This window comes from Macrococcoides bohemicum (assembly GCF_003259675.1).
Lineage (GTDB): Bacteria > Bacillota > Bacilli > Staphylococcales > Staphylococcaceae > Macrococcoides > Macrococcoides bohemicum.
The window spans coordinates 65,680-92,039 of the sequence record NZ_PZJG01000004.1; the positions used below are offsets into that span (position 1 = coordinate 65,680).

General features: G+C 34.0%; 26 protein-coding genes. 6 read left to right on the forward strand and 20 right to left on the reverse strand.

Going from position 1 to position 26,360, the window contains the following annotated elements; translation table 11 throughout:
• Positions 1-18: 18 nt before the first annotated feature.
• Both coxB and cyoE read right to left on the reverse strand, forming a co-directional pair.
• Positions 19-1,080 (reverse strand): cytochrome c oxidase subunit II, encoded by a 1,062-nt coding sequence (coxB, locus tag BHX94_RS07930; RefSeq protein ID WP_111745676.1) that lies wholly within the window; start codon positions 1,078-1,080, stop codon positions 19-21.
• A 31-nt stretch (positions 1,081-1,111) separates the two neighbouring features.
• Positions 1,112-2,035, reverse strand: coding sequence for a heme o synthase (cyoE, locus tag BHX94_RS07935; protein ID WP_111745678.1), 924 nt, complete (start codon positions 2,033-2,035; stop codon positions 1,112-1,114).
• 253 nt (positions 2,036-2,288) lie between these two features.
• Between cyoE and BHX94_RS07940 the strand changes: the two genes are divergently transcribed.
• Positions 2,289-3,197, forward strand: a complete 909-nt coding sequence (locus BHX94_RS07940) for a COX15/CtaA family protein (protein ID WP_099580738.1) — start codon at positions 2,289-2,291, stop codon at positions 3,195-3,197.
• 33 nt (positions 3,198-3,230) lie between these two features.
• Here the strand turns inward: BHX94_RS07940 and BHX94_RS07945 are convergent, their stop codons facing one another.
• From BHX94_RS07945 to BHX94_RS07955, 3 genes are all read right to left on the reverse strand, one after another.
• Positions 3,231-6,668, reverse strand: a complete 3,438-nt coding sequence (locus tag BHX94_RS07945; RefSeq protein ID WP_111745680.1) for a pyruvate carboxylase — start codon at positions 6,666-6,668, stop codon at positions 3,231-3,233.
• 228 nt (positions 6,669-6,896) lie between these two features.
• Positions 6,897-8,084 (reverse strand): FtsW/RodA/SpoVE family cell cycle protein, encoded by a 1,188-nt coding sequence (locus BHX94_RS07950; RefSeq protein WP_111745682.1) that lies wholly within the window; start codon positions 8,082-8,084, stop codon positions 6,897-6,899.
• Positions 8,085-8,134: 50 nt separating this feature from the next.
• Positions 8,135-8,410: an Fpa/YlaN family protein gene (locus tag BHX94_RS07955; RefSeq protein ID WP_096076877.1), complete on the reverse strand. Its 276-nt coding sequence runs from the start codon at positions 8,408-8,410 to the stop codon at positions 8,135-8,137.
• Positions 8,411-8,528: 118 nt separating this feature from the next.
• Between BHX94_RS07955 and BHX94_RS07960 the strand changes: the two genes are divergently transcribed.
• Complete coding sequence (locus BHX94_RS07960) at positions 8,529-9,005, forward strand: hypothetical protein (RefSeq protein WP_170120810.1); 477 nt, start codon at positions 8,529-8,531, stop codon at positions 9,003-9,005.
• Between the two features lie 58 nt (positions 9,006-9,063).
• On the opposite strand, the gene BHX94_RS07965 is transcribed toward BHX94_RS07960, so the two are convergent.
• Together BHX94_RS07965 and typA are read right to left on the reverse strand one after the other, a co-directional pair.
• On the reverse strand, positions 9,064-9,405 hold the full coding sequence (locus BHX94_RS07965; RefSeq protein ID WP_111745685.1) for a YlaH-like family protein: 342 nt from the start codon (positions 9,403-9,405) through the stop codon (positions 9,064-9,066).
• Positions 9,406-9,408: 3 nt separating this feature from the next.
• On the reverse strand, positions 9,409-11,253 hold the full coding sequence (gene typA / locus BHX94_RS07970; protein ID WP_111745687.1) for a translational GTPase TypA: 1,845 nt from the start codon (positions 11,251-11,253) through the stop codon (positions 9,409-9,411).
• 117 nt (positions 11,254-11,370) lie between these two features.
• Here typA and BHX94_RS07975 point away from each other — a divergent pair, with 117 nt between their 5' ends.
• Together BHX94_RS07975 and BHX94_RS07980 are read left to right on the forward strand one after the other, a co-directional pair.
• Entirely contained in the window at positions 11,371-11,556 is a 186-nt protein-coding gene (locus tag BHX94_RS07975; protein ID WP_111745689.1) for a DUF5325 family protein, read from the forward strand.
• A 165-nt stretch (positions 11,557-11,721) separates the two neighbouring features.
• On the forward strand, positions 11,722-12,288 hold the full coding sequence (locus BHX94_RS07980; protein ID WP_111745691.1) for a hypothetical protein: 567 nt from the start codon (positions 11,722-11,724) through the stop codon (positions 12,286-12,288).
• 300 nt (positions 12,289-12,588) lie between these two features.
• Here BHX94_RS07980 and BHX94_RS07985 read toward each other — a convergent pair whose 3' ends face one another.
• Complete coding sequence (locus BHX94_RS07985; protein WP_111745693.1) at positions 12,589-13,410, reverse strand: inositol monophosphatase family protein; 822 nt, start codon at positions 13,408-13,410, stop codon at positions 12,589-12,591.
• Between the two features lie 134 nt (positions 13,411-13,544).
• On the opposite strand from BHX94_RS07985, the gene BHX94_RS07990 reads away from it, so the two are divergent.
• Entirely contained in the window at positions 13,545-14,156 is a 612-nt protein-coding gene (locus BHX94_RS07990) for a YktB family protein (RefSeq protein ID WP_111745695.1), read from the forward strand.
• Positions 14,157-14,175: 19 nt separating this feature from the next.
• Here BHX94_RS07990 and BHX94_RS07995 read toward each other — a convergent pair whose 3' ends face one another.
• The 12 genes from BHX94_RS07995 to BHX94_RS08050 all read right to left on the reverse strand — a co-directional run bounded on the left by BHX94_RS07995 (position 14,176) and on the right by BHX94_RS08050 (position 25,655).
• Entirely contained in the window at positions 14,176-15,018 is an 843-nt protein-coding gene (locus BHX94_RS07995) for a DUF4064 domain-containing protein (protein ID WP_111745697.1), read from the reverse strand.
• Positions 15,019-15,127: 109 nt separating this feature from the next.
• Complete coding sequence (locus BHX94_RS08000; RefSeq protein WP_111745699.1) at positions 15,128-16,201, reverse strand: ABC transporter substrate-binding protein; 1,074 nt, start codon at positions 16,199-16,201, stop codon at positions 15,128-15,130.
• Positions 16,198-17,010: an ABC transporter permease gene (locus BHX94_RS08005; protein ID WP_111745701.1), complete on the reverse strand. Its 813-nt coding sequence runs from the start codon at positions 17,008-17,010 to the stop codon at positions 16,198-16,200. The genes BHX94_RS08000 and BHX94_RS08005 overlap by 4 nt, the downstream gene beginning before the upstream one ends.
• On the reverse strand, positions 17,007-17,813 hold the full coding sequence (locus BHX94_RS08010) for an ABC transporter permease (protein WP_111745703.1): 807 nt from the start codon (positions 17,811-17,813) through the stop codon (positions 17,007-17,009). Before BHX94_RS08010 ends, BHX94_RS08005 begins: the two co-directional genes overlap by 4 nt.
• A 1-nt stretch (position 17,814) precedes the next feature.
• Entirely contained in the window at positions 17,815-18,897 is a 1,083-nt protein-coding gene (locus BHX94_RS08015; protein ID WP_111745705.1) for an ABC transporter ATP-binding protein, read from the reverse strand.
• Between the two features lie 9 nt (positions 18,898-18,906).
• Positions 18,907-19,449 carry a helix-turn-helix domain-containing protein gene (locus BHX94_RS08020; protein WP_096076890.1) on the reverse strand — a complete coding sequence of 181 codons (543 nt, stop codon included), beginning with the start codon at positions 19,447-19,449 and terminating at the stop codon, positions 18,907-18,909.
• 108 nt (positions 19,450-19,557) lie between these two features.
• Positions 19,558-19,833, reverse strand: a complete 276-nt coding sequence (locus tag BHX94_RS08025) for a UPF0223 family protein (protein WP_111745707.1) — start codon at positions 19,831-19,833, stop codon at positions 19,558-19,560.
• Positions 19,834-19,899: 66 nt separating this feature from the next.
• Positions 19,900-21,306, reverse strand: coding sequence for a dihydrolipoyl dehydrogenase (lpdA, locus tag BHX94_RS08030; RefSeq protein WP_111745708.1), 1,407 nt, complete (start codon positions 21,304-21,306; stop codon positions 19,900-19,902).
• Between the two features lie 4 nt (positions 21,307-21,310).
• Entirely contained in the window at positions 21,311-22,609 is a 1,299-nt protein-coding gene (locus tag BHX94_RS08035; protein WP_111745710.1) for a dihydrolipoamide acetyltransferase family protein, read from the reverse strand.
• Positions 22,610-22,733: 124 nt separating this feature from the next.
• Positions 22,734-23,711: an alpha-ketoacid dehydrogenase subunit beta gene (locus tag BHX94_RS08040; RefSeq protein WP_111745712.1), complete on the reverse strand. Its 978-nt coding sequence runs from the start codon at positions 23,709-23,711 to the stop codon at positions 22,734-22,736.
• A 3-nt stretch (positions 23,712-23,714) separates the two neighbouring features.
• The gene (gene pdhA, locus BHX94_RS08045; protein ID WP_096076895.1) at positions 23,715-24,830 is read right to left on the reverse strand and encodes a pyruvate dehydrogenase (acetyl-transferring) E1 component subunit alpha; all 1,116 of its coding nucleotides are present in this window, start codon (positions 24,828-24,830) and stop codon (positions 23,715-23,717) included.
• A gap of 192 nt (positions 24,831-25,022) precedes the next feature.
• Positions 25,023-25,655, reverse strand: coding sequence for a YkyA family protein (locus BHX94_RS08050; RefSeq protein WP_170120800.1), 633 nt, complete (start codon positions 25,653-25,655; stop codon positions 25,023-25,025).
• A gap of 123 nt (positions 25,656-25,778) precedes the next feature.
• Here BHX94_RS08050 and def point away from each other — a divergent pair, with 123 nt between their 5' ends.
• Entirely contained in the window at positions 25,779-26,333 is a 555-nt protein-coding gene (gene def, locus BHX94_RS08055; protein WP_096076897.1) for a peptide deformylase, read from the forward strand.
• The last annotated feature ends 27 nt before the right edge of the window (positions 26,334-26,360 follow it).

Sequence of the window (26,360 nt, forward strand, 5' to 3'; positions counted from 1 at the left end):
GTAACCTCCCTTTATTTATTACTCTTCAACTTTTCGTTCCATTAAGTATTTAGTTAATGCATCGATGTCTGAATCAGATACTTTATACGCCCCAGTCATTTTATTTCCTGGTTTGTATTTTTCAGGATCCTTAATCCATTTTTTTAAGTTTTCTTCGTTATGTTCTAAAACGCCAGCAACTGTTGTTCTTTCTCCGAAAGTTGTTAAGTTAGGACCTTTTGCTCCTTTACCAGTTGGCGTTACCGCGTGACAGCCTAGACAAGATTGTTTAAATACTTCTTCACCTTGTTTAGCATCAGTTGTTGCCACAGGTTTTTTCACATCCTGCATTTTAGATACCCAAGTTTTAAAATCATCTTTAGACATTGTTTTAACTTTAAAGTCCATCAATGCATGTGAAGGTCCACATAACTCTGCACATTTACCATAGAACATATTTTTAGCATCTTTAGCTTTATCACCATCAAATACTAAATAGAATTTATTGATGTTCTCAACATTCGTATCCATCTTACCACCAACTGCTGGAATCCAGAATGAGTGTTTAACATCTGCTGAATGTAATTTGAAATAAACTTTTGTATCCGTCGGTACAACAAGTTCTTGGCTTGTCACAATCTTTTGGTTTGGATATTCAAATTCCCACCAGTAAAGATTTGCAGTTACATTGACTACGATTTCTTTATTTTTTCCTTTTGCATCTACTTTATCCATAGCTTTCGTATCAGCTAATTTAAAAGTTAGCATAACTGTTGGAATTGCTAAAATTATTAATAAAAGAATTGGAATAGTTGTCCAGATAATCTCTAACTTATGATTACCGTGCACATCTTTCGGTACAAAATTCTCTCCAACTTTACTACGTCTGAATTTTACAACTGCTAAAACGAAAATAACGACAACAACTGCAATAACAAATAGCATGATGTAAACCGCTAACATCATTAAGTTGAATTGATCTTTTGCAACTTCCCCTGCTGGACGTAAAGCTGATAAATGTGGTTCACCACAACCAGCTAAAGTCATTAATAATAATGAAATTAAGCCCATCAACTTTACATTCTTAAATTTGTTTTTCATTAAATTCTAACCCCTCTTTCACCATTCATAATCAAATCATTTGAATTAATGTAACTACTACTATCATAACAAAAAAGATCATCAAATAGTTTAAAGAATAAATAAACATTGTCATTGCCCATCTGTTTTCTTTAACATTTGACTTAAACCCTGATACAGCAAGCAAAAGCCAACCTAGATTTAAGATTGTAGCAAGTACTATAAAAATAGTTCCTAGTTCATCCATTAAAAATGGTGTTGGAAGAAGTAAAGCAACCCAGAAAAGCATTCCAAGTCTAGTTCTTTCAAAACCTTTAACAGATGGCAACATCGGTATCCCCGCCATAGCATATTCTTCTTTACGTTTTATAGCCAGCGCATAAAAATGTGCCGGTTGCCAAATAAACATAATGACGAATAACATCCATGCTACCTTTGAAAGATTAGGATCAATTGCAGCCCAACCCACAAGTGGTGGAATCGCTCCTGGAAAACTACCTATTATAGTATTTGACACTAAATGACGTTTAGACCAAACAGAATACATCACCACATAACCAAATATCCCTAAGAATCCGATTATTCCTGTTTCAATATTTATCATGAAAAGTAAAACTTCTCCGATGAACATCAATAATAAACTTAGCTGGAATAGTGATTGAGAAGCAATTTTCCCAGTAACACTTGGCCTTTCCTGTTTACTTGGCATAATGCGGTCAATATCTTGATCATAAAAATTATTTAATGCACAACTTCCTGCCATAATAAGTGTAGATCCCGTAAGCATCGTTAATAATTCAGGAATGCTATTTAAAAATGAACGTTGTGTCATCATCATAGCAAGAAATGCTCCCGCAAACGTCGGTATCAAATTTCCTTGAACGAGACCAAGTTTGACAATTGCTTTGACATCTTTAAATGTCAATCGCGTTTGTTCGACCGATTTGACGCTCTTTAAGACTTGTTCATTTTGCATTTTCGCCCTCCTTTAACAATACTAACGCATATAATAACAATAATATATGAAAACTGTCACATTTTCTATACATTTTCGAAATTAAATTGTGACATTTTTCTATTTCTCTACAATTATAAATAATTCACGAATGTGACACATTTACTTTAAGGTTAGATTGTTATACTATATTTTAAGTATATACTGAAGTCGCGATGTAATAAAGTTTACATTTACACTTCACGTGCATAATGATAATTAGAGGTGAAGGTATTTGTTAAAAGAAAAGAATTTAAAATGGTTATCTTTGTTTACGACCGTACTGATGATCCTTGTACAAATCGGTGGTGCGCTAGTAACAAAGACGGGTTCTGCTGACGGATGTGGTAATAGCTGGCCACTTTGTCATGGTAAGTTTGTACCGACACATATTCCTATGGAAACATTGATTGAACTCGCACATCGTGGTGTATCTGGACTTGCTTTGATTTCGGTAACATGGCTTGTTGTTTTAAGCATTAAATATATTGGTCATAAAAGAGAAACAAAGTTTTTATGCTGGATGAGTATCGGGTTTATTTTTGCACAAGCTTTAATCGGTGCAGCTGCTGTAATCTGGCAACAAAATGGATTTGTATTAGCATTACATTTCGGAATTTCATTAATTAGTTTCAGCTCTGTGTTTTTACTCACGTTATTAATATTTGAAGTAGATCAAAAGTTCGACGCTACAAAATTAGTGATACATTCTCATTTAAGAAGACATACAATAGCTTTAACAAGCTTTATTTATATTGTAATTTATAGTGGCGCCCTTGTACGTCACGAAAAAGCTAGCCTTGCTTGTCTGAGCTGGCCACTTTGTAAACAAGGACAAATCGGTTTGCCCGAAACATTTTTTGAATGGGTACAGATGAGTCACCGTACACTAGCTTTTATCTTATTTATATGGTTAAGTTACGTTGTTTACCATGCCGTAAAAAATTATAGTCAGTATCGTGTTATTAAATACGGATACTCAATCGCATTTTTATTAATTTGTTTACAAGTAACGACAGGTGCGTTGTCAATATTTACGATGCTAAATTTATATGTGGCATTATTACATGCATTATTTATTACGTTACTATTTGGGTTGCTGTGCTATTTCTTACTTCTCATTTCTCGTGCAACGCAAAAATAACCTGCCGTGGCAGGTTATTTTTTTTGCTATTTTTTAAGCTTCTGAAATTTCCACTAATAAATCTGTCGTTTGTATACTATCTCCTGTATTAACATAAACTTTGTCAATAGTACCTGAGAATGGTGCTTGGATTGTCGTTTCCATCTTCATCGCTTCAGTAATAAGTAATGATTGGCCTTTAGTTACAATATCACCTTCTTTTACTTTTACGACACCGACTGTTCCAGGCATTTGTGCTCCGATATGACTTCTATTTTTTGGATCTGCTTTAGGAATTGTAGCTAGACTTGGTTCAACGTTTGTATCTTTAACGTATACTTTACGACTCATACCATTAAAGTCGAAGTATACCCATCTATATCCATCTTCATGAACATGTCCTACACTGATTAAATTCACAATCAATGTTTTACCTTCATCAATAGCTATTTCAACTTTCTCATTTTTACGCATTCCATAGAAGAATGTTGGTGTGTCTAGTAGCGATACATTTGCAAACTTTTCATTTGTTGTAATGTATTGTTCATATACTTTTGGATATAAGGCATAACTGATAATATCTTGTTCTGTTACCTGTTTATTCTGTTTTTCCTCAAGTTCTTTACGTAACAAATCGAAATCAATCGGTGCTAATAATTCACCAGGACGAACATAGATACTTTCAATATCTTTCAGTACTACTTTCTTAAGTGCTTCCGGGAAACCATTCACTGGTTGGCCAATCTCACCCTTAAAGAACGATACAACTGATTCCGGAAAATCTAATGATGCCCCACGATCGATTACTGACGTTTCATCTAAGTCATTTTGAACCATGAATAAGGCCATGTCTCCTACTACTTTAGATGACGGTGTAACTTTAACAATATCACCAAACATTAAATTAACACGTCTATACATATCTTTAACTTCACTAAAACGATCTCCTAAACCTAAACTCTTTGCCTGCATCCCTAAGTTAGAGTATTGACCACCAGGCATTTCATGTTTGTATATTTCTGTATGTGGAGATTTAATATCACTTTCAAAGTCTTTATAGTAGTGACGTACGCCTTCCCAGTAATGCGATAATTTTTCCATACCGTCAATGTCAGCTCTCATTTGACGTGTTTTACCATTTAATCCGTAGAATAATGTATTGGAACTTGGTTGACTTGTTAACCCACTCATTGCTCCGAGTGCTGTATCTACGATGTCAACTCCAGCTTCTATAGCTCTTGAATAGAGCATTACACCATTTCCACTCGTATCATGTGTATGCAAATGAATCGGTATATTTACTGTTGCTTTTAATTCACTTACAAGTTCATATGCAGCTTCTGGTTTTAGCAGACCGGCCATATCTTTAATCGCTAAAATATGGAATCCTTCACGCTCCATAGCTTTTGCCATTTTCTTATAATAATCCAGCGTATAAATGCTTGAACGTTCTGGATTTAATATATCCCCAGTATAACAAATTGCACCTTCAGATATCTTACCGGCTTTCAGAACCGCTTCATTGGCCACTTTCATTTGATCTAACCAGTTTAATGAATCAAATATTCTGAAGACATCTATTCCAGCTTTTGCACTTTCCTCAACGAATTTTGTTACTACATTGTCCGGATAATTTTTATATCCAACAGCATTGGAAGCACGGAGTAGCATCTGGAATAAAATATTCGGTATAGCGTTACGTAATCGCTCAAGGCGTTGCCACGGATCTTCTTTCAGGAAATTATACGCTACATCGAATGTAGCTCCTCCCCACATCTCGAGAGAAAAACTATCCTTAAGATAATGACTAGTCATCGGTGCTACTTCTAAAATATCTTTCGTACGGACACGTGTTGCAAGTAATGATTGATGTGCGTCACGGAAAGTAGTGTCCGTAATTAACACGTCTTTTTGATCAAGCAACCATTGTTTAACATATTCAGGTCCATGCAAATCTAATAACTGTTTAGTTCCTGATTCTGAACTCGGTTCTATTTTTTCGATATATAGTGGCTCAAAACTAGGTTTTTCTTTTTTTTCAACACCAGGAAAGCCATTCACAGTCACATTTGCAATATATTCTAATGTCTTCGTACCACGGTCACGCGGTGTTTTAATCTCAAATAGTTCTGGTGTATCATCGATAAATTTTGTCGTATAATTGCCGCTCACAAACTTAGGGTGCTTCACGACATTAATTAAAAACTGTAAGTTCGTTTTAATACCTCGAATACGCATTTCTCTTAATGAACGTATCATTTTCTCTTCAGCTTGTTTAAAAGTAATCGCTTGTGTAGAAATTTTTACAAGTAATGAATCATAATATGGAGATATTTCTGCTCCCTGAAAACCATCACCGGCATCTAAACGCACACCAAAACCTCCAGTAGAGCGATATGCCATAATTGTTCCTGTGTCTGGCATAAAATCATTCAGGGGATCTTCAGTCGTAACACGGCACTGAATTGCATAACCTAACGTAATAATATCCTTCTGCATAGGCATAGCGATGCGCTCGTCATGCATGTTCTCACCATCAGCAATTAATATTTGTGTTTTGACAATATCAACACCCGTTACCATCTCAGTTATAGTATGCTCTACTTGTACACGAGGATTAACTTCTATAAAGTAAAATTCATTTCCGCTCACTAAAAATTCAACAGTTCCTGCGTTTACATAATTAATTTTTTTCATCAACTTGACAGCAGCTTCACAAATGCGCATTCTTAAATCATCATCTAAACCAACAGAAGGCGCAACTTCAACCACCTTTTGATGACGACGCTGTACTGAACAGTCACGTTCAAATAAATGAACTAAATTACCATACATATCGCCAAGTATTTGTACTTCAATATGTTTTGGCTGATCGATATATTTCTCTATGTAGACTTCTGCATTACCAAATGATTTGAATGCCTCAGACTGTGCACGTTGATATGCTTCTTCCAGTTCTTCCTGATTGTTAACGATTCTCATTCCTTTTCCGCCACCACCAGAAATAGCTTTAATAATAATAGGGAAACCATATGAATCTGTAAATTGCTTTACTTCTTTAAAAGAAGTAACAGCATCCCTTGTCCCAGGGATAATCGGTAATTCTGCCATTTCTGCTGTCGCACGGGCTTTAACTTTATCTCCAAACATATCTAAATGTTTCGTTTCTGGTCCAATAAAGATAATATCTTCTTCTGCGCAGCGTTCAGCAAAAGTCATATTTTCACTTAAAAACCCATAACCAGGATGAATTGCATTAGCACCACATTTTTTTGCTATTTCAATGATTCGTTCGATATGAAGATAACTTTCAGTCGGACCAATATTCTCACCAACTAAATAAGACTCATCCGCTTTGTATCTATGAAGGGAACCTTTATCTTCTTTAGAATAAATTGCTACAGTTGGTATCTCTAGTTCGGTTGCTGCGCGGAAAATTCTTATTGCGATTTCCCCACGATTTGCTACAAGTAACTTGTTAATGCGTTTCATACATTTCCTCCTCATTATGTTATACTTTTCACATATATTATATACAATCATTTAATGAATTAATATTGTTAAGTTATATTATACATAAAATATTCATTTATGTCATACTAATATTATAATGTGTTATACTCATGAAATGTCTTTACATCAGTGATTAAAATCAAAAATGCATGTGTCAGAAGACACATGCATACTTGTAAACGTATTCATTTTTTAGAATAAATTTTATTATTCTAATGATTTCTTTTTCACATCTTTTGCAGCCATTAATAGTAATCCAACCGCTATCGATAAGCTTAACAAGCTTGATCCACCATAGCTTAAAAATGGAAGAGGAACACCTGTTAATGGAATTAAGCCAGATATACCTCCAAGATTAATAAAAGTCTGAATTCCGATATAACTTGCTACACCAACACATATAAGCTTATAGAAAACAGTATCTGCAAGTGCGGCATACATAAATCCTTTATATACGATAAAGAATAATAATGAAATAATGATAATAACACCAACGAGCCCTAATTCTTCAGAAATAACTGCAAAAATAAAGTCTGTGTGTGGTTCAGGAAGATACCCCAGCTTCATTACACCATTTCCTAAACCTTTACCAAATATCCCTCCATTACCAATTGCCATTAAAGAGTTAGATAAATGATAACCTGCGCCTTCTTCATCTTTAAAAGGATTTGCAAGCACTTCAAAACGTTGTTGTTGGTGCGTCGCTAATAGCTTCCCAGTGATTAAAAACATTCCGGTCATAATAAGTACAACAGCCCCACTTACTAAACCAACCATAATCATCATGGCACGAAATGCGATACCTGAATATAAAAAGATACATCCGATAATCATTAATATTATCATCGTTGAGCCAAAGTCATTCTGAATAATTACAAGCCCTGCACATATACCTACCAGAACAAGTGGCGCTATAATATCCCAGCTCATCTTTTCCAGGTTTTCTTTCTTATCATAGATATAGGCTAAATAAATAATTACAACAATTTTTAGTAATTCAGAAGTTTGTAACTGCATGAAACCAAGAGGCAACCAACTTTTTGCACCATTAACTTCTATTCCAAACAAACGCGTAAAAAGTAATAGAATCATAATCGCAATGATCGAAAATTGTTGGACACGTTTATTTTTAATGATTTTTATGGACATGAAATATGCCATAAAAAAGACGATTCCAAAACTTAAAATAATAGTCACTAATTGACGTATATAAAAATAATTTGGTGATTTAGGTATACCACCTGTCAACGTCCCACGCGTTGCAGCGACCATACTCGCACTGTAAATCATCACTAAACCTATCAATACGAGCGAAACATAACTCAATAGTAGAGGGAAATCCACGTACTTTGTATAATCTTTTATGTATTCGATAAAATTTCTTATGTGTTTCAAAAGAATCCGCTCCTGAAATAAAATTAAGTCTAAAGCAAACGCTCTAGACTTTAGACATTTGTGAAGGCATCATGTAATTTAGAAAGTTCTTTCTCGAGAGCAGATAAAATCTTTTTGCCTTCATCTTTTTCAATTAATCCGATACGTGTTGCAAAATCTACTTCACGACTTAAACCGAACATTTGTGTATCTAACACCTCTTCATAAAGAGGACATTGTGGCATTGTTAAATTGTCCATTTGAACTTTAATCAACTGCAAAATTTTCTCTGCATCTTGATTGAGCTGGTCATATGCCTTTTGTTTGTAATCTAAATGGTCACGCATAGCATACACCTTCATTTCATTATTCTTATACTTTAAAATTCTATATGACAAGTCCTTAAAAATCAAGCATTTACTTAAATAGAATATGGTATTATAAATATGAAAGGGTGATAGTATGATTATACAGATTAAAGGGAAAGTAAAATTCAATATTACATTAGATCCATCTACTTTTATCTTTGATGATCGCAAAGTTGAAATGGATGCGCTTTTGCAAGGTGAATCTTCAGGTGAAGAAAAAATAAGCTTCCAGGATAATTATGAATGGAACCGTGAAATATTAGAAGGTGGTTCAAAACCTCCGACACTTGTTTCTGAAAAGAAATTTAAGAAACAAGCATTATTAGAAGGTACTTTCTTAATGAATATGCATTCATTTATTATTAATGCAGAACCAGATAGCGATGCAACAAAAGTCGAATTATCGAATGAAGATACTAAAGTGCAAATTACTTTAGCTGAATTGAAGACACTATACTTCCAGTTTTCTAAAGACGGTAAACGTTTATACGACGATGGCATGGTTGATGCTTATTTATATAACGACGAACTCAAATTAATCATGAAACACGTTACAGGTATTGCGTTAATTTAATTTTTTTAGATAATCATTCGAAATTTATTATCACAAAAAGAAGCTCAAGACATTCGTCTTAAGCTTCTTTTTGTTGTCGCTCTTTATGCAATCGATATCGATACAATCCAAGTACAATCGCTGCAATGATTAAACTTTCACCGACAGGTAAAAATACTGCCAGGAAGTTTAATATAATACAACCCAGGAATAATAAAATATATATGACCACATTTTGCCAAGGTTTTAATTTTCTCGCAAATCCTAAATTATAAACTATTGCACTTAATATAAATATCGCAATCAGTAAATACCACATTCCACTCTCTGGATGTTTATCAACTGCAAAAAGTTTAGCAAGAAATGACATTCTTTGTTCAGGATCTACGCTGACTTGCGCATTGCCGATCATAAAATTCATTGATTACTCCTCCTCTTGTATCGCTGCTTTTGCTTTCTTTTGCTCTCTTTCACGTTGAGATTTATCTAATGTTTTCTTTCTTAAACGAATTGATTCAGGTGTAACTTCAACTAATTCATCGTCATTTAAATATTCTAAAGCTTCTTCTAACGTTAAAGTTCTTGGTTTTTTCATCGTTGTTGTTTGTTCTTTAGTAGCACTACGGATATTGTTTGCAGCTTTAACTTTAGTAATGTTTACTGTTAAGTCATTATCACGTGAGTTTTCACCAACGATCATACCTTCGTATACTTCAGTACCCGGTTCCATAAAGTTTACACCACGATCTTCTAGAGCTAAGATAGCATATGTTGAAGCTACACCTTTATCCATAGAAACTAATACGCCGTTACGACGTCCGCCGATACGCCCTTTTAATAATGGACGGTATTCATCAAATGTGTGATTTAAAATCCCATAACCACGTGTCATTGACATGAATTCAGTACGGTAACCGATTAATCCACGTGCAGGTACGTTAAAGATTAAACGTGTTTGACCATTACCACTGTTAACCATATCAACCATTTCACCTTTTCGTGTTCCTAAAGATTCAATAACTGATCCAGTATTTTCTTCTGGTACATCAATTTGAACGCGTTCATATGGCTCATATTTCTTACCATCAATTTCTTTTACGATAACTTCTGGTTTAGAAACTTGTAATTCGAATCCTTCACGACGCATATTTTCAATTAAGATAGATAGATGTAATTCACCACGACCAGAAACAGTCCAGCTATCAGGACCAACAGACTCAACGCGTAATGATACGTCTGTCTCAAGTTGTGATTCTAAACGATCTTGGATATTACGCGCAGTAACAAATTTACCTTCTTTACCTGCAAACGGAGAATTGTTTACTGAGAAAGTCATTTGTAATGTAGGCTCATCGATACGTAATATCGGTAAAGCTTCCGGTGTATCTACAGGCGTAACAGTTTCACCTACGTTAATGTCTTCCATACCAGATACGGCAATTAAATCACCAGCATATGCTTTTTCAACTTCAACACGTTTTAAACCGAAGAAACCAAAGATTTTAGTAACACGGAAATTTTTAATTGTTCCGTCAATCTTTATTAATGAAACTTGTTGTCCTACTTCCATCGTTCCACGGAACACTCGGCCAATACCGATACGACCAACATAGTCATTGTAATCTAATAAAGCGACCTGGAATTGTAATGGCTCGTCACGGTTATCAACTGGTGCTGGTACATAATCGATAATCGTTTCGTATAAGCTTTGCATGTTTTCATCTTGAGTCGACGCATCAAGACTAGCAGTACCATTAATAGCTGAAGCATATACTACAGGGAAATCTAACTGCTCATCATTTGCTTCTAATTCAATAAATAAATCATATACTTCGTCTAAAACTTCTTCAGGTCTTGCTGAAGGTTTATCTATTTTATTTACTACCACTACAGGTTTTAAATTTTGTTCTAATGCTTTCTTTAATACGAAACGTGTTTGAGGCATAGTTCCTTCGTATGCATCTACAACCAAACATACACCATCTACCATTTTCATGATACGCTCTACTTCACCACCGAAGTCAGCATGCCCTGGTGTATCCAGAATGTTGATACGCGTTCCTTTATAATCGATTGCTGTGTTCTTTGCTAAGATCGTGATACCACGTTCTCTTTCGATATCATTCGAATCCATCGCACGTTCTTCAACGTGTTCATTTGAACGGAATGTACCTGATTGTTTTAATAATTCATCAACTAGGGTAGTTTTACCGTGGTCAACGTGGGCGATAATTGCAATATTACGAACATCTTCTCTAAAATTTGTCATTAATTTGTTTCTCCTTAATCGAACTACAGTTTATTATGTAACTGTGATATTATAACATATTATAGGTTAATTATATATCGATAAATTCCAGATTCAAAATTTAAGGAGTGTTTTTTTTTGAAAAAAAGTAAGTTACCATTTTTTTTGTTAGCAATTTTTGCCGTGTTAATGTTAATTCTTTTCAGCATCGGATTAGCTGAATTAAATTATTTATTAATCGTCCTATCAATTATTTTATTCACAGTAACGTTTGGATATGGATTTACACTAAAAAGTCAATACCGAAAAAATGATTGGTTATAGTAATTTTGTAAAACTGCAAAGTAATCTTTGCAGTTTTTCTTATATTTCGAATCAAAATTAATTTTCTGAACAAATATTTATTAAAAAATTGAAATGCTGCAATTTGCACACAATTCAATCGTCTATTATATTATGACTGTATTGATTCTATATAGAGGTGATAACATGATATTAAAACCAAGACAAAAGAATAAACATCTTGCTTATTTAGAAGCTTTAGAAGGAAGAATTGAATTTTCTGAAGAACAGTTAGAGAGATTAGCATTACTGCGTAATACCGAAAGATTAGAAATTGAATTTGAAACTTTTCTTAATCATTTAAACACCGATTGTTTTGATATGATATGGCAATTTAATTATTCAGATTATCATGTTGATGCATTAATTAACGTCATATTAGTATCTGAATCTGCAATTTATCTTTTTAAACTCAACAATTATTCAGGACCGCATTATGTTAATAACGAAGGCATTCTTGCGCACTACATTACTGAACAGCCGCAGTTGGATATATTGCAGTTAAACTGCGTAAAATATTCAATATATTCAATATTAGATACTAAATACAAACATTTACCAATATATATTAAATGTGTGTGCATGGATGAAACGTTTGAACTTGATTCCAATTCTGATCACTATCCATTTCTTTTTAGACACGATATTATGCCATATATTAAAAAAATCAACAAAATGAATAAAAAAAAAGCACTCAGAACAGTGAGTACTTAAAAAGTGCACATATTGAGCCAATCATTATCAAACAATCTGCTTATAGTACAGGCATCGTCTGCCCAAATTGTAAAGCATTAAATCACATTTCAAAATACAAATCACTTGCATATTGCGGTCAATGTCAGACGATACATACTATCGATGAAATTTTTAACTATACTTTGAATGCGTTAATACAATTACACCCCGATCAATCCATCACTAAAGCGAAAATACAAAGATTTTCTGATTATTTCTTTACGAATTATCAATTACAAAAACTTTTTCCGAAATCCAAAAAGAAGCAAATAAACCAAATTATCTTTTAGAAAATCTGCCTTGATGTATTTTTTCTAATTCAAGTTTAAAAGGATTAAGATAATCATTCATTATTTCAGCGTGTAGTGTTTTATTCGCTACGACGATTGAATTAGCAGTTAATAGATTAACCGTTTCACCTAACTGGTTAGTAACGACACCGCCAACTTCTTCGACAATAATTAATCCGCCAGCGAAATCCCATGGATGTAGTCGAAGTGTAATATATGCATTTATCTTGTTTGATGCTACATAAGCAAAATCTAATGCAGCAGAACCATAACTTCTTGCACTGCGTGAATCTCTGACAAGCGGGATATAAATATCACGCGTAAAATCTTTCGTTAACCAATTTGGGTTCATAGAAATAATAGACGTTGCGAGTGGTGTTTCTGTTAGATTTTCTAACTTTACACCGTTTTTGTATGCACCATGTCCTGCACGTGCTTCAAATAATATATCTCTCATAACATCATAGACAACACCAGCATATTTTTCACCATCAATAAATATTCCGATAGATATCGCAAAATTTTCTTGTTGATGGACAAAATTCAAAGTCCCATCTATTGGGTCTATAATCCAGATGACACCATTTAAATCATCTATATCTTTTCCACTACCTTCTTCACCAATAATTCTATGGTCCGGATATTTAATTTGTATACGATTAAAAAGGAATTTTTCTGTTGCTTTATCCATATTTGTTACTAGGTCATTTGGGTTTGATTTTGTTTCTATTAAAAGTGGTTCATTTAATTGCTTGCGGATATTTTCTCCAGCCTGCAATGTGATATCAATTAAAAAATTATAAAGTTCCATATGCACACCTCCTGTTCAATATATTATACACAAGAATAAATATATGCAAAAACGTTTTATCATTATGTTTTTTCATGTAATGTTATAATTATTATAATTCAATTGAATTCAAATTAAAAATAAGCGAGGTTACTATGGTTAAATATACTTTTACAAAAAAAGATTTCGATGTTTTTTATATTGATGGACTTGCACCACGTATGGAAGCATTGATAGAAACGACGCGACCTAAGTTAGAAGCTTTAGGAGAACATTTTAGTGCGTATTTAAGTGAACATACCGATGAAACTTTCTATCCGCACGTTGCCAAACATTTACGCAGAAAGACTAATCCCCCAAATGATACATGGGTTGCCTTTGCTACGAATAAACGGGGCTATAAAATGTTGCCACATTTCCAAATTGGACTGTTTGGCAGTCACGCATTTGTATTATTCGGAGTTATATATGAGTCTCCTGATAAGGAACGTATGGCGAAAAAATGGAAGAAACAAATCAAAACAATTCAAGAATTAGGTGATGAATATATCATTAAAGGCGATCATATGAAAGAAAATTATGATGTCATTAAAGATTTAAAGCAGAATGATATCGAAGCTTATATCAATCGACTTATCAATGTCAAAAAAGGTGAATTAATGTTTGGTAAAGTATTTTATCCTGGTGATGCTGCATTAAAATCGGATAAAGCATTTATTCAGGAAATTGAGAAAACATACTTTGAATTATTACCTTTATATCAATAAAAAACGCCTAGGGCGTTTTTTATTGGTTACGATTATTATTATAATTATCACGGCGTTCGTCAACGGCATCTTTTGTTTTATCTACATAAGTTACTCGGTCACGGTCACCATCATGATTATTATCAAATGTGTTTCGCTCATTTGAAACGTTGAAATCATGATCAACGTTTGAATGATTTTTCTGCTCGATTACAGTATCACGATCAGCTTCAACTGTACGATTGTTATAGTTAACTTTACGTTCTTTCGTTACATCTGCATCATAAACGTATTCGTTATTACGTTCACGTTCGATATTTTCATCACGTTCCACATAATCAGGTGCAACGTTACGTTTTCTTTCAACAGTTTCTACTTCACGATGATCTTCATAATAATCATTATTAGTAATTACTTTATCTTTACGCGCAAACAATAAAATTGCTGCGATAAAGAAAAATAAAGGGATAAATCCTAATACGATAGTTAAGAATAATGGTGCAGTAAATAATCCTGCTAGTAATAACATAACTCCCGCTAAAATACGCTTTTTCATTTTAAGTAATCCAATTAGACCAAATAATAACGGTAAAATAGTATAAGCTATAATGCCCCATACACTTTTAATCATTAAAGGAACTAATTCATCAACTGACATATTTGCTTCATTTAATGAATTCTGCAAATCAGGATTTTTTCCTAATTCATTATTCAATGCTTCTTTTAACTGTGACACAAACTCCGGATTATTACCATTCACTAATAATTGATAAAGACCAAAGATTGATAGTGCAAGTAATGGTAGCCAAGCTAACCAACCAAAGATTTTTTCCGGAACGCGACTTACAGGTTTAACTGTTTGTGTGTATTCTCTACGACTCATATATTCATCTCCTTATTACCTTACTTAAATATTCTATACCCTACTATAACCTATATATGCAAGAATTTAAAAATAAAATAAAAAAGTAAGGCAATGACCTTACTTTTTATCAATTTAAACTCATCTTAAATTTTAAAAATAGTTCATTATAGCGCTTAATATTCTCAAATCCTAGATCTTCGTATACTTCAAGTTTTTCCTGTACTGCTTTACTTGGGTAAAAGCGCTCATCTTCTCTCGTTTCTTTATCAAGTAATTTATAACTTGCTGTGTTTGGTGTAGCATAACCAACCCATTCAGTATTCTGCTTACCAATTTTTGCATCTAATAAAAAGTTAATAAATGTATGCGCACCATCAACATTTTGTGCTGTTTTAGGAATGACCATATTATCAAACCAAAGATTCGATCCTTCTTTCGGTACTACAAAATCTAAATTTTCATTTTCAGTCATAATATCAGCACCCATACCACTCCAAACAACTGCAACGTCCGCTTCCTTTTGAACCATCATCGTATTGATTTCATCACCAACGACACCTTTAACATTCGGACCTAACTTTTCAAGCTTTTGTTCTGCCTTATCAAGTTTTTCTGGGTCTTTTTCATTTAATGATTCACCCATGCTGTTTAGTGAGAATCCAAGTGCCTCACGCGCACCATCTACAATAAGGACGTTATTTTTAAGACGCGGATCCCAAAGACTTTCCCAGCTTGAGAAGTCAATGTCTTTTGTTTTATCAGGATTATAGAGAACGCCTACTGTTCCCCAGAAATATGGGATCGAATATTTATTTCCTTTATCAAAATCAAGATTCATAAAATCCGGATTAATATTTTTTAGATTCGGTAGTTTCTTATGATCTATCGGAATAAGAAGTTTCTCTTCTTTCATCTTCTGAATCGCATATTCACTTGGTACTGCAATATCATAATGTGTACCACCATTTTTAATTTTTGCAAGCATTGATTCATTAGAATCGAAAGTTTCTAAAATTACGCGAATGCCGTACTCTTTTTCAAACTTTTTAAGTAAAGCAGGATCGATATATTCTCCCCAGTTATAGACATAAAGTATATTACCTTTACCGCTTTTTGGTGGTGGATCGATAAATTTAGCTGAGAAAAGTAAAAGTACAGCTACTGCTAGTGATATAAAAATTAACTGCATTAATTGCTTCATTTCACAACACCTGCTTTCACTTTTCTTCTTTTATCTTGTTTATTTGAGATATAGTAATAGATTAAAATAATTGTCATGACAATTATGAATAGTAATGTACTAATCGCATTGATTTCCATAGAAATACCTTTTCTCGCCATTGAGTAAATTTCAACGGATAACACACTAAATCCATTACCAGTTACAAAGAAGCTTACTGTAAAGTCATCAAGACTATAAGTTAATGCCATAAAGAAACCAGCAATAGCGCCAGGTAATATATGCGGAATGACAACCTTTGAAATCGTCTGGTAAGTACTTGCACCTAAATCATAACTTGCATTGATAAGCGATTGATTCATATCGTATAACTTCGGTAATACCAGTAGTACGACAATCGGCACACAAAATGCAATATGCGAAATCAATACAGACCAAAATCCTAATCCCATACCAGTATAGTGCCCGATGACAGTAAAAAGAATCAGGAATGATGAACCGATAACGACATCACTACTTACCATCAATATATTATTTAGTGTCAGTAAACCAACCTTTATTTTCTTGTTTCTCAAGTAGTGTATTCCCAAAGCACCACAAATACCGATCACTGTAGAAATACTTGCTGCAATTAATGCAACAGCTAGTGTATTGACAATGATGACCATCAACCGTTTATTTTGAAAAACTGCTGCATAATGATCCAATGTAAATGATTTAAAGTGATTCATATTTCCTGCTGAGTTGAAAGAATAAAACATGAGGTAGAATATTGGAAAGTATAAAATGAATAATGCAAATGCTAAAAATATTTTAGATCTTAGTTTCATTTGACACCCTCACTTCCATCTTTCGACTTCGTAATAATCATCACTAACGCCATTGCTAAAATTAAGAATACTGCTATTGTAGAACCCATTCCGTAGTTTTGTGTGACAAGAAATTGTTCTTCAATCGCTGTACCTAAGTTAACAACTTTGTTGCCTGCAATAAGACGCGTAATCATGAATAAACTTAATGCAGGAATAAATGTCACTTGAATACCTGTTTTAACGCCTTCCCATGATAAAGGCATAATAACTTTTCTAAAAGTTGTTATTTCATTCGCACCTAAATCACGTGAAGCCTGTAATAAGTTTTCCGGAATTGCGTTCATGCTATTAAATATCGGTAAAATCATGAAAGGAATATAAATATACACCGATACAAAGATAAATGCCGTGTTTGTAAATAATAAACTAGTAGCAGGTAGATGCATCCAGTTCAATAAATCGTTTATAGTACCTTGTTTACTAAAAATACCGATAAATGCATAGGTTTTTAATAAAAGATTTATCCATGTCGGCAGAATGATAATAAGTAGCCAGAACTGCTTATTTTCAGCGGTACGTAAAACCATTGCTATGGGATAAGATATGATTAAGCACAACAATGTGATTATTACTGCATACCAAATTGAACTGATTGTCATTTTAAAATATGACATCGTAAAGAAATCTTTATAATTTTCTAATGTAAAATGACCACTGTTGTTTGTGAAACTTGTATAGAATATCATCACTAACGGTGCAATGATAAATATAACAATCCAGATTAAATAGGGAATTAGAAAATATTTTTTTGCTTTTTCCATATTACACCTCGTATGACTCAATACGTGCATCAAATTCTTCTTCAGTTTCTCCAGGTAGCATAATATGAATAGCTTCCTCATCAAATGTTAGACCAACATGTTCTCCAGGTGTGGCCCTTTTCGTTGATTGAATAATCCACTCATTACCAGCCTCGTCAAAACAGCAAATTTCATAATGTACACCACGGAATAATTGTGAATCTACAACTGCTTTAACTTTACCAGCATGAGTAGTAGTTATTTCAATATCTTCAGGGCGAATGACAACGTCGACCTTAGCATTTGCTTTAAACCCTTTATCTACACAAGCATATTCATTGTCATACATTTCAACAACAAAATCGCGTTTCATCACACCAGAAACGATATTAGATTCTCCTATAAAATCTGCAACATATCGATTAACTGGTTCGTCATAAATATCAGTTGGTGTGCCACTTTGCTCAATTCTACCTTTGTTCATAACGAAGATATAATCACTCATTGCTAGTGCTTCTTCCTGATCATGTGTAACGAAAATAAATGTCTTACCTAAACGTTGCTGTATTTCGCGTAATTCATACTGCATCTCTGTTCTGAGTTTTAGATCAAGTGCTGATAATGGTTCATCAAGTAAGATAATTTCCGGTTCATTGACGATAGCGCGTGCAATAGCAACACGTTGACGTTGTCCACCACTCATATCTTTTATTTCACGATTTTCAAAACCATCAAGTTTTACTAACTTTAAAGCATCCATTACGCGGGTTTGCACTTCATTATTATTTACTTTTTTGATGCGTAAACCATATGCTACATTTTCAAATACATTTAAATGTGGGAATAATGCATAATCCTGAAACACTGTATTAACGCGTCGTTTATTCGCAGGAATATCATTAATACGTTTACCTTCAAAATATATGTCACCCGTCGTAGCCTTTTCAAAACCAGCAATCAAGCGTAAAATTGTTGTTTTTCCACAACCAGAGGGTCCAAGTAAAGTGTAGAATTTACCCTCTTCAATTTCAAAATTAATATTATCCAGAACTTTGTTTTCGCCATATGATTTAGACACATTGTTAAATTGTATAAAATCTTTCATGACACTCTCCTATAAATATGATTCAGTTGCGACGATTAATACACGTGCATCTTTTTTATATTTGTTAAATAATTGATGTGATTCATTTGCTTTAAAATAAAATGATTCCCCACGACGTGCTGTATATTCTTTTCTACCAATTCTTATACTTGCTGTACCATCTAATACATAAATAAAGCTGTCAGAAAGACTCGGTTCAAACTTTTTATATTCAGAATCTGGTCTTAATGTAATAATAACAGGCTCCATATCAAATTCGTTTGAATCCGGAACCAACCACTGAATTAAATAGCCATTATCATATTCATCATATATTGTCTGTTCAGATTTAGGGTAATAAATGCGCTGCTCATGCATCTTCTCATTAAAGAAGTCTGATGGTTCTGATCCTAAAACTTCTAGTATATTAAAGAATGTCTCCATAGACGGTGAACATAAATTACGTTCAAGTTGAGAAATATATCCTTTTGATAAATCCGTTCTTTCCCCTAGTTCTTCTTGCGTTAAATTCTTTTGACGTCGTAAATCTTTTATTTTTTTCCCTATATCCATGTATTCACACCTTAGTTTAATAATTGTAAACAATTTGTTTAATAACGTTTTAAATATAGCAGAAAAAAAGGTTTAAAACAACAGTAATACTAAATTTTTAATTCAAAACTACACTTTAAAAGTTTTTTCGTTCGCAGTTTGTGCTTCTTTAAAGCGTTTCGTTACAACATATCCGTCATAGTCAGAAACTTCCTTAAATTCTTTATAAATTTTATTTTCATCTGATTTCATTGGTGCGATTCTTTTAAATGCTTTATATACTGCAGCATAATCCTCAGTGTTTACTTTAGATTCATAAGCATCTTCAATAAGTGCTAAAAAATTAACAACATCAATGATTTCTTCCTGTGTCCATTCCGGATTAATTGGATAACTATAGCTCATTTGCTTCCTCCGTTAAAAAAAGCACTATTCATCTCTGAATAGTGCTTAATATTTTGTAAAAATAAATTACATAGTATGAATTGGATTACCTAAAGCTACTTCTGCTGCTTCCATTGTAATTTCACCTAAAGTTGGATGCGCATGAATTGTTAATGCGATATCTTCAGCTGTCATACCAGTTTCAATTGCTAATCCTAATTCAGCGATCATATCAGATGCACCAGAACCAGCGATTTGAGCACCGATTAATAATCCGTCTTCTTTTAATGTGATTAATTTTAAGAATCCGTCAGTTTCGCCGATAGATAAAGCACGACCATTTGCTGCATAAGGGAATTTAGAAGCTTTATATTCTAATCCTTCTTCTTTCGCCATCGCTTCAGTGTAACCAACTGTAGCTAATTCAGGCTCAGTGAAACATACTGCAGGGATTGCAAGATAGTCAACTTCTGATTTTTCACCAGAGATAACTTCAGCTGCAACTTTTCCTTCGTATGATGCTTTATGTGCTAATGGAGGTCCAGCAACGATATCACCAATTGCAAAGATATTGTCTACTGAAGTGCGTCCTTCTTCATTTACTTCTACTAAACCACGTTCAGTCATCTTAACGCCTAATGACTCTAAACCGATTTCTTCAGTATTAGGACGACGACCAACAGTTACTAAACAGTAATCTGCTTCAATTGTTTGAGTTTCACCTTTAGCTTCATAAGTTACCTTAACACCAGTTTCGCTCTCTTCAGCTGATTTAGCCATCGCTTCAGTAACAATGTCTACACCTTTAGCTTTAAGACCTTTTTTAACTACTTGTGTCATTTGTTTTTCGAATCCGCCTAAAATATCTTTCGCGCCTTCTAGAATTGTAACTTTAGTACCGAAGTTAGCGTAAGCAGTTCCTAATTCAGAACCGATATATCCACCACCAACTACGACTAAGCTTTTTGGAATTTCAGTTAATGCTAATGCACCTGTTGAATCGATTACACGTTTGTTGAATTTGAAATTAGGAATTTCAATTGGACGTGAACCTGTAGCGATAATTGCATGTTTGAAAGTATAAGTTTGAGATGCTTTTTCAGTCATAACTTTTAAGTTGTTTTGATCAACGAAATAAGCTTCACCTTCAACGATTTCAACTTTGTTACCTTTTAATAATGCACCAACACCGCCAGTTAATTTCTTAACAACGCTGCCTTTGAATTCTTGCACTTTAGAAAAATCAACAGTAACGTTTTCAGCTTTAATTCCGAAATCTTCAGAATGAACAACAGTTTCATATTTATGAGATGCTGATAATAAAGCTTTTGAAGGAATACAACCGACGTTTAAACAAACGCCACCTAAACTACCTTTTTCAACGATTGTTACTTTTTGTCCTAATTGAGCTGCACGAATTGCTGCAACATATCCTCCAGGACCTGCTCCGATTACAATAGTATCTGTTTCAATAGGAAAATCTCCAACTACCATGTGCTTACCCCTCCATTAATAATAATTCTGGATTATTTAATAAACGTTTAATATGATTCATAGCATTTTGTCCAGTTGCACCATCAATTTGACGGTGGTCAAAACTTAATGATAATGCTAATACTGGTGCTGCAACGATTTCTCCATCTTTAACGATTGCTTTTTGAGCAATTCGACCAATACCTAAGATAGCAACCTCTGGGTGATTGATTACTGGAGTGAACCATTGTCCACCAGCTGAACCTATATTACTAATTGTACATGATGCACCCTGCATTTCGCTAGGAGAAAGTTTTCCATCACGAGCTTTTACAGCCAATTCGTTAATTTCATCAGAAATAGCGAAGATTGATTTACGATCAGCATTTTTAACGACAGGAACTAATAATCCACGTTCAGTATCAGCTGCAATACCGATATTGTAGTAATGTTTGTGTACCACTTCTTCTGTAGCGTCATCTAAAGAAGTATTTAATGCAGGATATGCTTTAAGTGCCGATACTAACGCTTTAACAACATATGGTAAGAATGTTAATTTCGTACCTTGTTCTGCTGCAACTTCTTTAAATTTCTTACGGTGATCCCATAATGCCTGTACTTCTACTTCATCCATTAATGTAACGTGTGGAGCAGTGTGTTTTGAGTTAACCATCGCTTTAGCGATTGCTTTACGCATTGCAGGAATTTTTTCACGTGTTTCAGGGAATTCACCTTCAGGTGCTGCGATTGGTTGTGGTGCAGCCTTTTCAGTTGATGCTGCTGGCGCATCAGCTTTTGGTGCTTCTGTAGCTTGAGTATTACCGCCACCATTTAAGTAAGCAGTGATATCATCTTTAATTACACGACCATTTTTACCAGTACCAGTAACCGCTTTAATATTTACACCTTGTTCACGTGCAAATTTACGTACTGATGGCATAGCGATTACTCGACGATTTTCATCAACTTCAACATTTTGTGCAGGTGCTTGTGCAGGTTTTTCTTCTTTAACTTCTTCTGTAGCTTTTTCTTCTGTAGCCGGTGCTTCTTCTTTTGATTCAGAAGCTGATTCTTGTGCATGTGCATCATCAGAATCAATTGTTACGATTACGTCTCCTAAGTTAGCTACTGTTCCTTCTTCAGCAACGATCGTATTGATTGTTCCTGTTACTGGAGATGGAATTTCTACTACTGATTTATCATTCTGTACTTCACATAAAATATCGTCTTCTGCGATGTTATCGCCAGCTTTAACGAACCACTTAACGATTTCACCTTCAAAAATCCCCTCACCAAGAGCGGGTAATTTAAATTCAAATGCCACAATAAATTCCTCCTAAGAATTAATTTTATAATTATAAAATTCATTTTATTACATGATGAAAAGTAACATAGTTAAAACAATGTTACTTTTCACATTACCTTATTACTCGATTTTAAAACTCAAATTAGAATTCTAAAGTCTTTTTAGCTGCTTCAATGATGTCTTCTTTGTTAGGTAACCAGACATTCTCAGCTTGCGTGTATGGATATGCTGTATCAACAGCTGCTACACGTGCAATTGGAGCTTCTAATGATAAAATCGCACGTTCTGAAATTTCAGATACTACAGTTGCACCAACACCAGCTTGTTTTTGAGCTTCCTGAACCACTACAACACGTCCAGTTTTTTCAACTGATGCAATAATCGTTTCGATATCTAATGGTTGAACAGTACGTAAGTCGATTACTTCAATTGAGTGACCGTCTTTTGCTAACTCTTCAGCAGCTTTCAATGATTCCTGAACCATTGCACCATAAGTAATGATAGATAAGTCAGTACCTTCTTGTTTCACTGCTGCTTTACCGATTTCAATTGTGTACTCTTCTTCTGGCACTTCTTCACGGAATGAACGGTATAATTTCATATGTTCTAAGAATACAACTGGATCATTATCACGAATAGCAGAAATTAATAATCCTTTTGCATCATAAGGGCTTGATGGAATTACCACTTTTAAACCTGGCGTTTGAGCTACTAAACCTTCTAAGTTATCTGCGTGTAATTCAGGTGTGTGAACGCCACCACCGAATGGTGAACGGATAACAACTGGTGCAGATTTCGTTCCACCAGAACGGAAACTTTGACGTGATAATTGTGCTGCTAATGAATCAAATACTTCGAATACAAATCCGAAGAATTGAATTTCCATTACCGGACGGAATCCAGTTAAAGTTAAACCTACTGCTAAACCACCGATACCTGATTCTGCAAGTGGAGTATCGAATACACGATCTTCACCGAATTCTTTTTGAAGTCCTTCAGTCGCACGGAACACACCACCGTTGACACCAACGTCTTCTCCGAATACTAAAACGTTTTCGTCATTTTTAAGTTCAGTTTGAAGTGCATTTGTTATTGCTTGGATCATCGTTAATTGTGCCATGACTTACTTCGACTCCTTCTCTTTATAAATTTCATATTGCTCTTTTAAATGGAAAGGCATTTCCTCTGTATACATTAATTCGATTAATTGAGATACAGTTTGTTTAGGAGTTGCATCTGCTTCTTTAATCGCATTTTTAATATCTTCTTTAGCTTTTTCAATAATTTCGTTTTCTTTATCTTCAGTCCATAATCCTTTGTTTTCCAGGAATTTACGGAATCGAACTAATGGATCTTTCTTAACCCATTCAGCATCTTCATCTGAAGTTCTGTAACGTGTTGGGTCATCCCCAGCCATTGTATGTGGACCATATCTATATGTGATTGTCTCGATTAATGTAGGACCTTCACCAGCAATTGCTCTGTCACGTGCTTCTTTTGTTGCAAAGTAAACAGCTAATGCATCCATACCATCAACAACGATACCTGGAATACCTGCTGCAACTGCTTTTTGAGCTAATGTTTTAGCGGCAGTTTGTTTACTACGCGGTGTAGAGATTGCATAGTTATTATTTTGGATTACAAAAATTGCAGGTGCTTTGTATGCAGACGCAAAGTTAATACCTTCATAGAAATCACCTTGTGAAGTACCACCGTCTCCAGTATATGTAATCGCAACGGATTGAGTACCACGTTTTTTAAGTCCTAACGCTACACCAGCTGTTTGAACGTATTGCGCACCGATAATGATTTGAGGTGATAATGCATTCATTCCTTCTGGCATTTGAGAACCTAAATAATGACCTCTTGACCATAAAAATGCTTTTGTTAATGGTAGACCTTGCCAGATTAATTGAGGAACATCACGATATCCTGGTAAAATAAAGTCATCTTTTTCAAGAGCATAATGAGATGCTAATTGAGAAGCTTCCTGACCAGCTGTCGGTGCATAGAATCCTAAACGGCCTTGTCTGTTTAATGAGATAGAACGTTGATCTAACACACGTGTCCAGACCATTCTTTCCATTAATTCTACTAATTGTTCGTCCGTTAATTCAGGCATATATGCATCATTAACTACATTTCCGTCTAAATCTAATACTTGAACTACTTCAAATTTTTCTTCGATTTCACGTAAATTTGAAACAGCGTCGAATGGGGCTTTTTTCTTAAGAGCCATTCTTTTCACCAAACCTTTCATTTATGTTTTAATTACATAATCTATCATAGCATATTTGTGTGCTACAGATAAAGAAAAAGATATAAAAGAAAAAACAGCGTCACAACAATGGTTGTCGGCACTGTATTACCACAATATTTTCACTGTTATATATCAGTAAACGCTTTCATTTTAACAGTTTTGTCACAATAATTAGTTTTTATTCAATGTTTCTACAATTAGCTTTTTATTTTGTTCAACAACTCGCGTTATCTTAGTATAATCATCTGTCTTTGTCTGAAACTGTTTATATAATTTAGAAATAACATTGATTTTTTCATTAACCACGTTTTTATCTAATGTATCTTTTTTTAAATATTGAAATAATTCATTCTCTTTATTAAGGATATTTTGATATGAAGTCATTAAGTCTGAGTGTTTAGCATATTTCTCGTCTAAAGTACCAACTAACTTCTCAACCTGTTGCTTTTGCGTTTTATCTTCAATTGCTTTTGCATCTTTCTTTGATTTATCAAAAATTTCTTTAGATTTCTTCATAATTTCTGCTTCTTTTTTAGCGATTGCTTTACGTTCTGACGTATTTTTTGTCAGTTGATCTGCAAGGCCAGTCATCTCACCTGATTTCGCTTTATTCACCTTATTAAATAGCTGTAATTTATTATTTTCTAATTTCTCTAATTTTTCACTGACACTAACTATTTGCTGCTCTTTAGTATTTGCTTCATCAATTTTTTGATAAAAAGCTTCTAAGTTTGCTGTTTTGTTCGTACATGCTGCAAGTATTACAACAAAGAATACTAATATAAAACCTTTTAAACACTTCATTAACATTGCCTCCTCTTATTTGCTTATAATGTTATATTTTTTTACATATTATTTCAATGTATATAATGCATTTCCTCTGATTATCTGATATATTTTATAATAATAAAGTGAGGAGATGTTACGATGCTAACAATGAACGACATCATTCGAGATGGCCATCCAACTTTGCGAGAAAAAGCACAGGAAGTTGAACTACCATTATCGAATGAGAACCAAAAATTAATCGATGATATGCTAGAATTTCTAAAAATGAGTCAGGATGAAGAACTCTCAAAAAAATATAAATTGCGTAGCGGTGTTGGTATAGCTGCGCCTCAGCTTAATCATAATAAACGTATGCTTGTTATTTATTTTTATGATGAAAAAACTGAAAAGTACGTTGAACATCAATTGATTAATCCAAAGATTATCAGTCACAGTGTTGAAAAAGCTTATTTACCTACTGGAGAGGGTTGCCTTAGCGTCGACGAAAACATTCCAGGTTTAGTTCATAGATATGCTCGTATTACTGTTAAAGCATTTAAACCTGATGGCAGCGAAGTAAAATTACGTCTAAAAGATTTTGCTGCGATTGTTGCTCAACATGAAATTGACCATTTAAACGGTATAATGTTCTATGACTATATCAACAAAGAAAATCCGATGGCAGTTCAGGACAACGCTATCGCTGTGCAATAAAAAATTATCTGTTAAAACATTAATGTT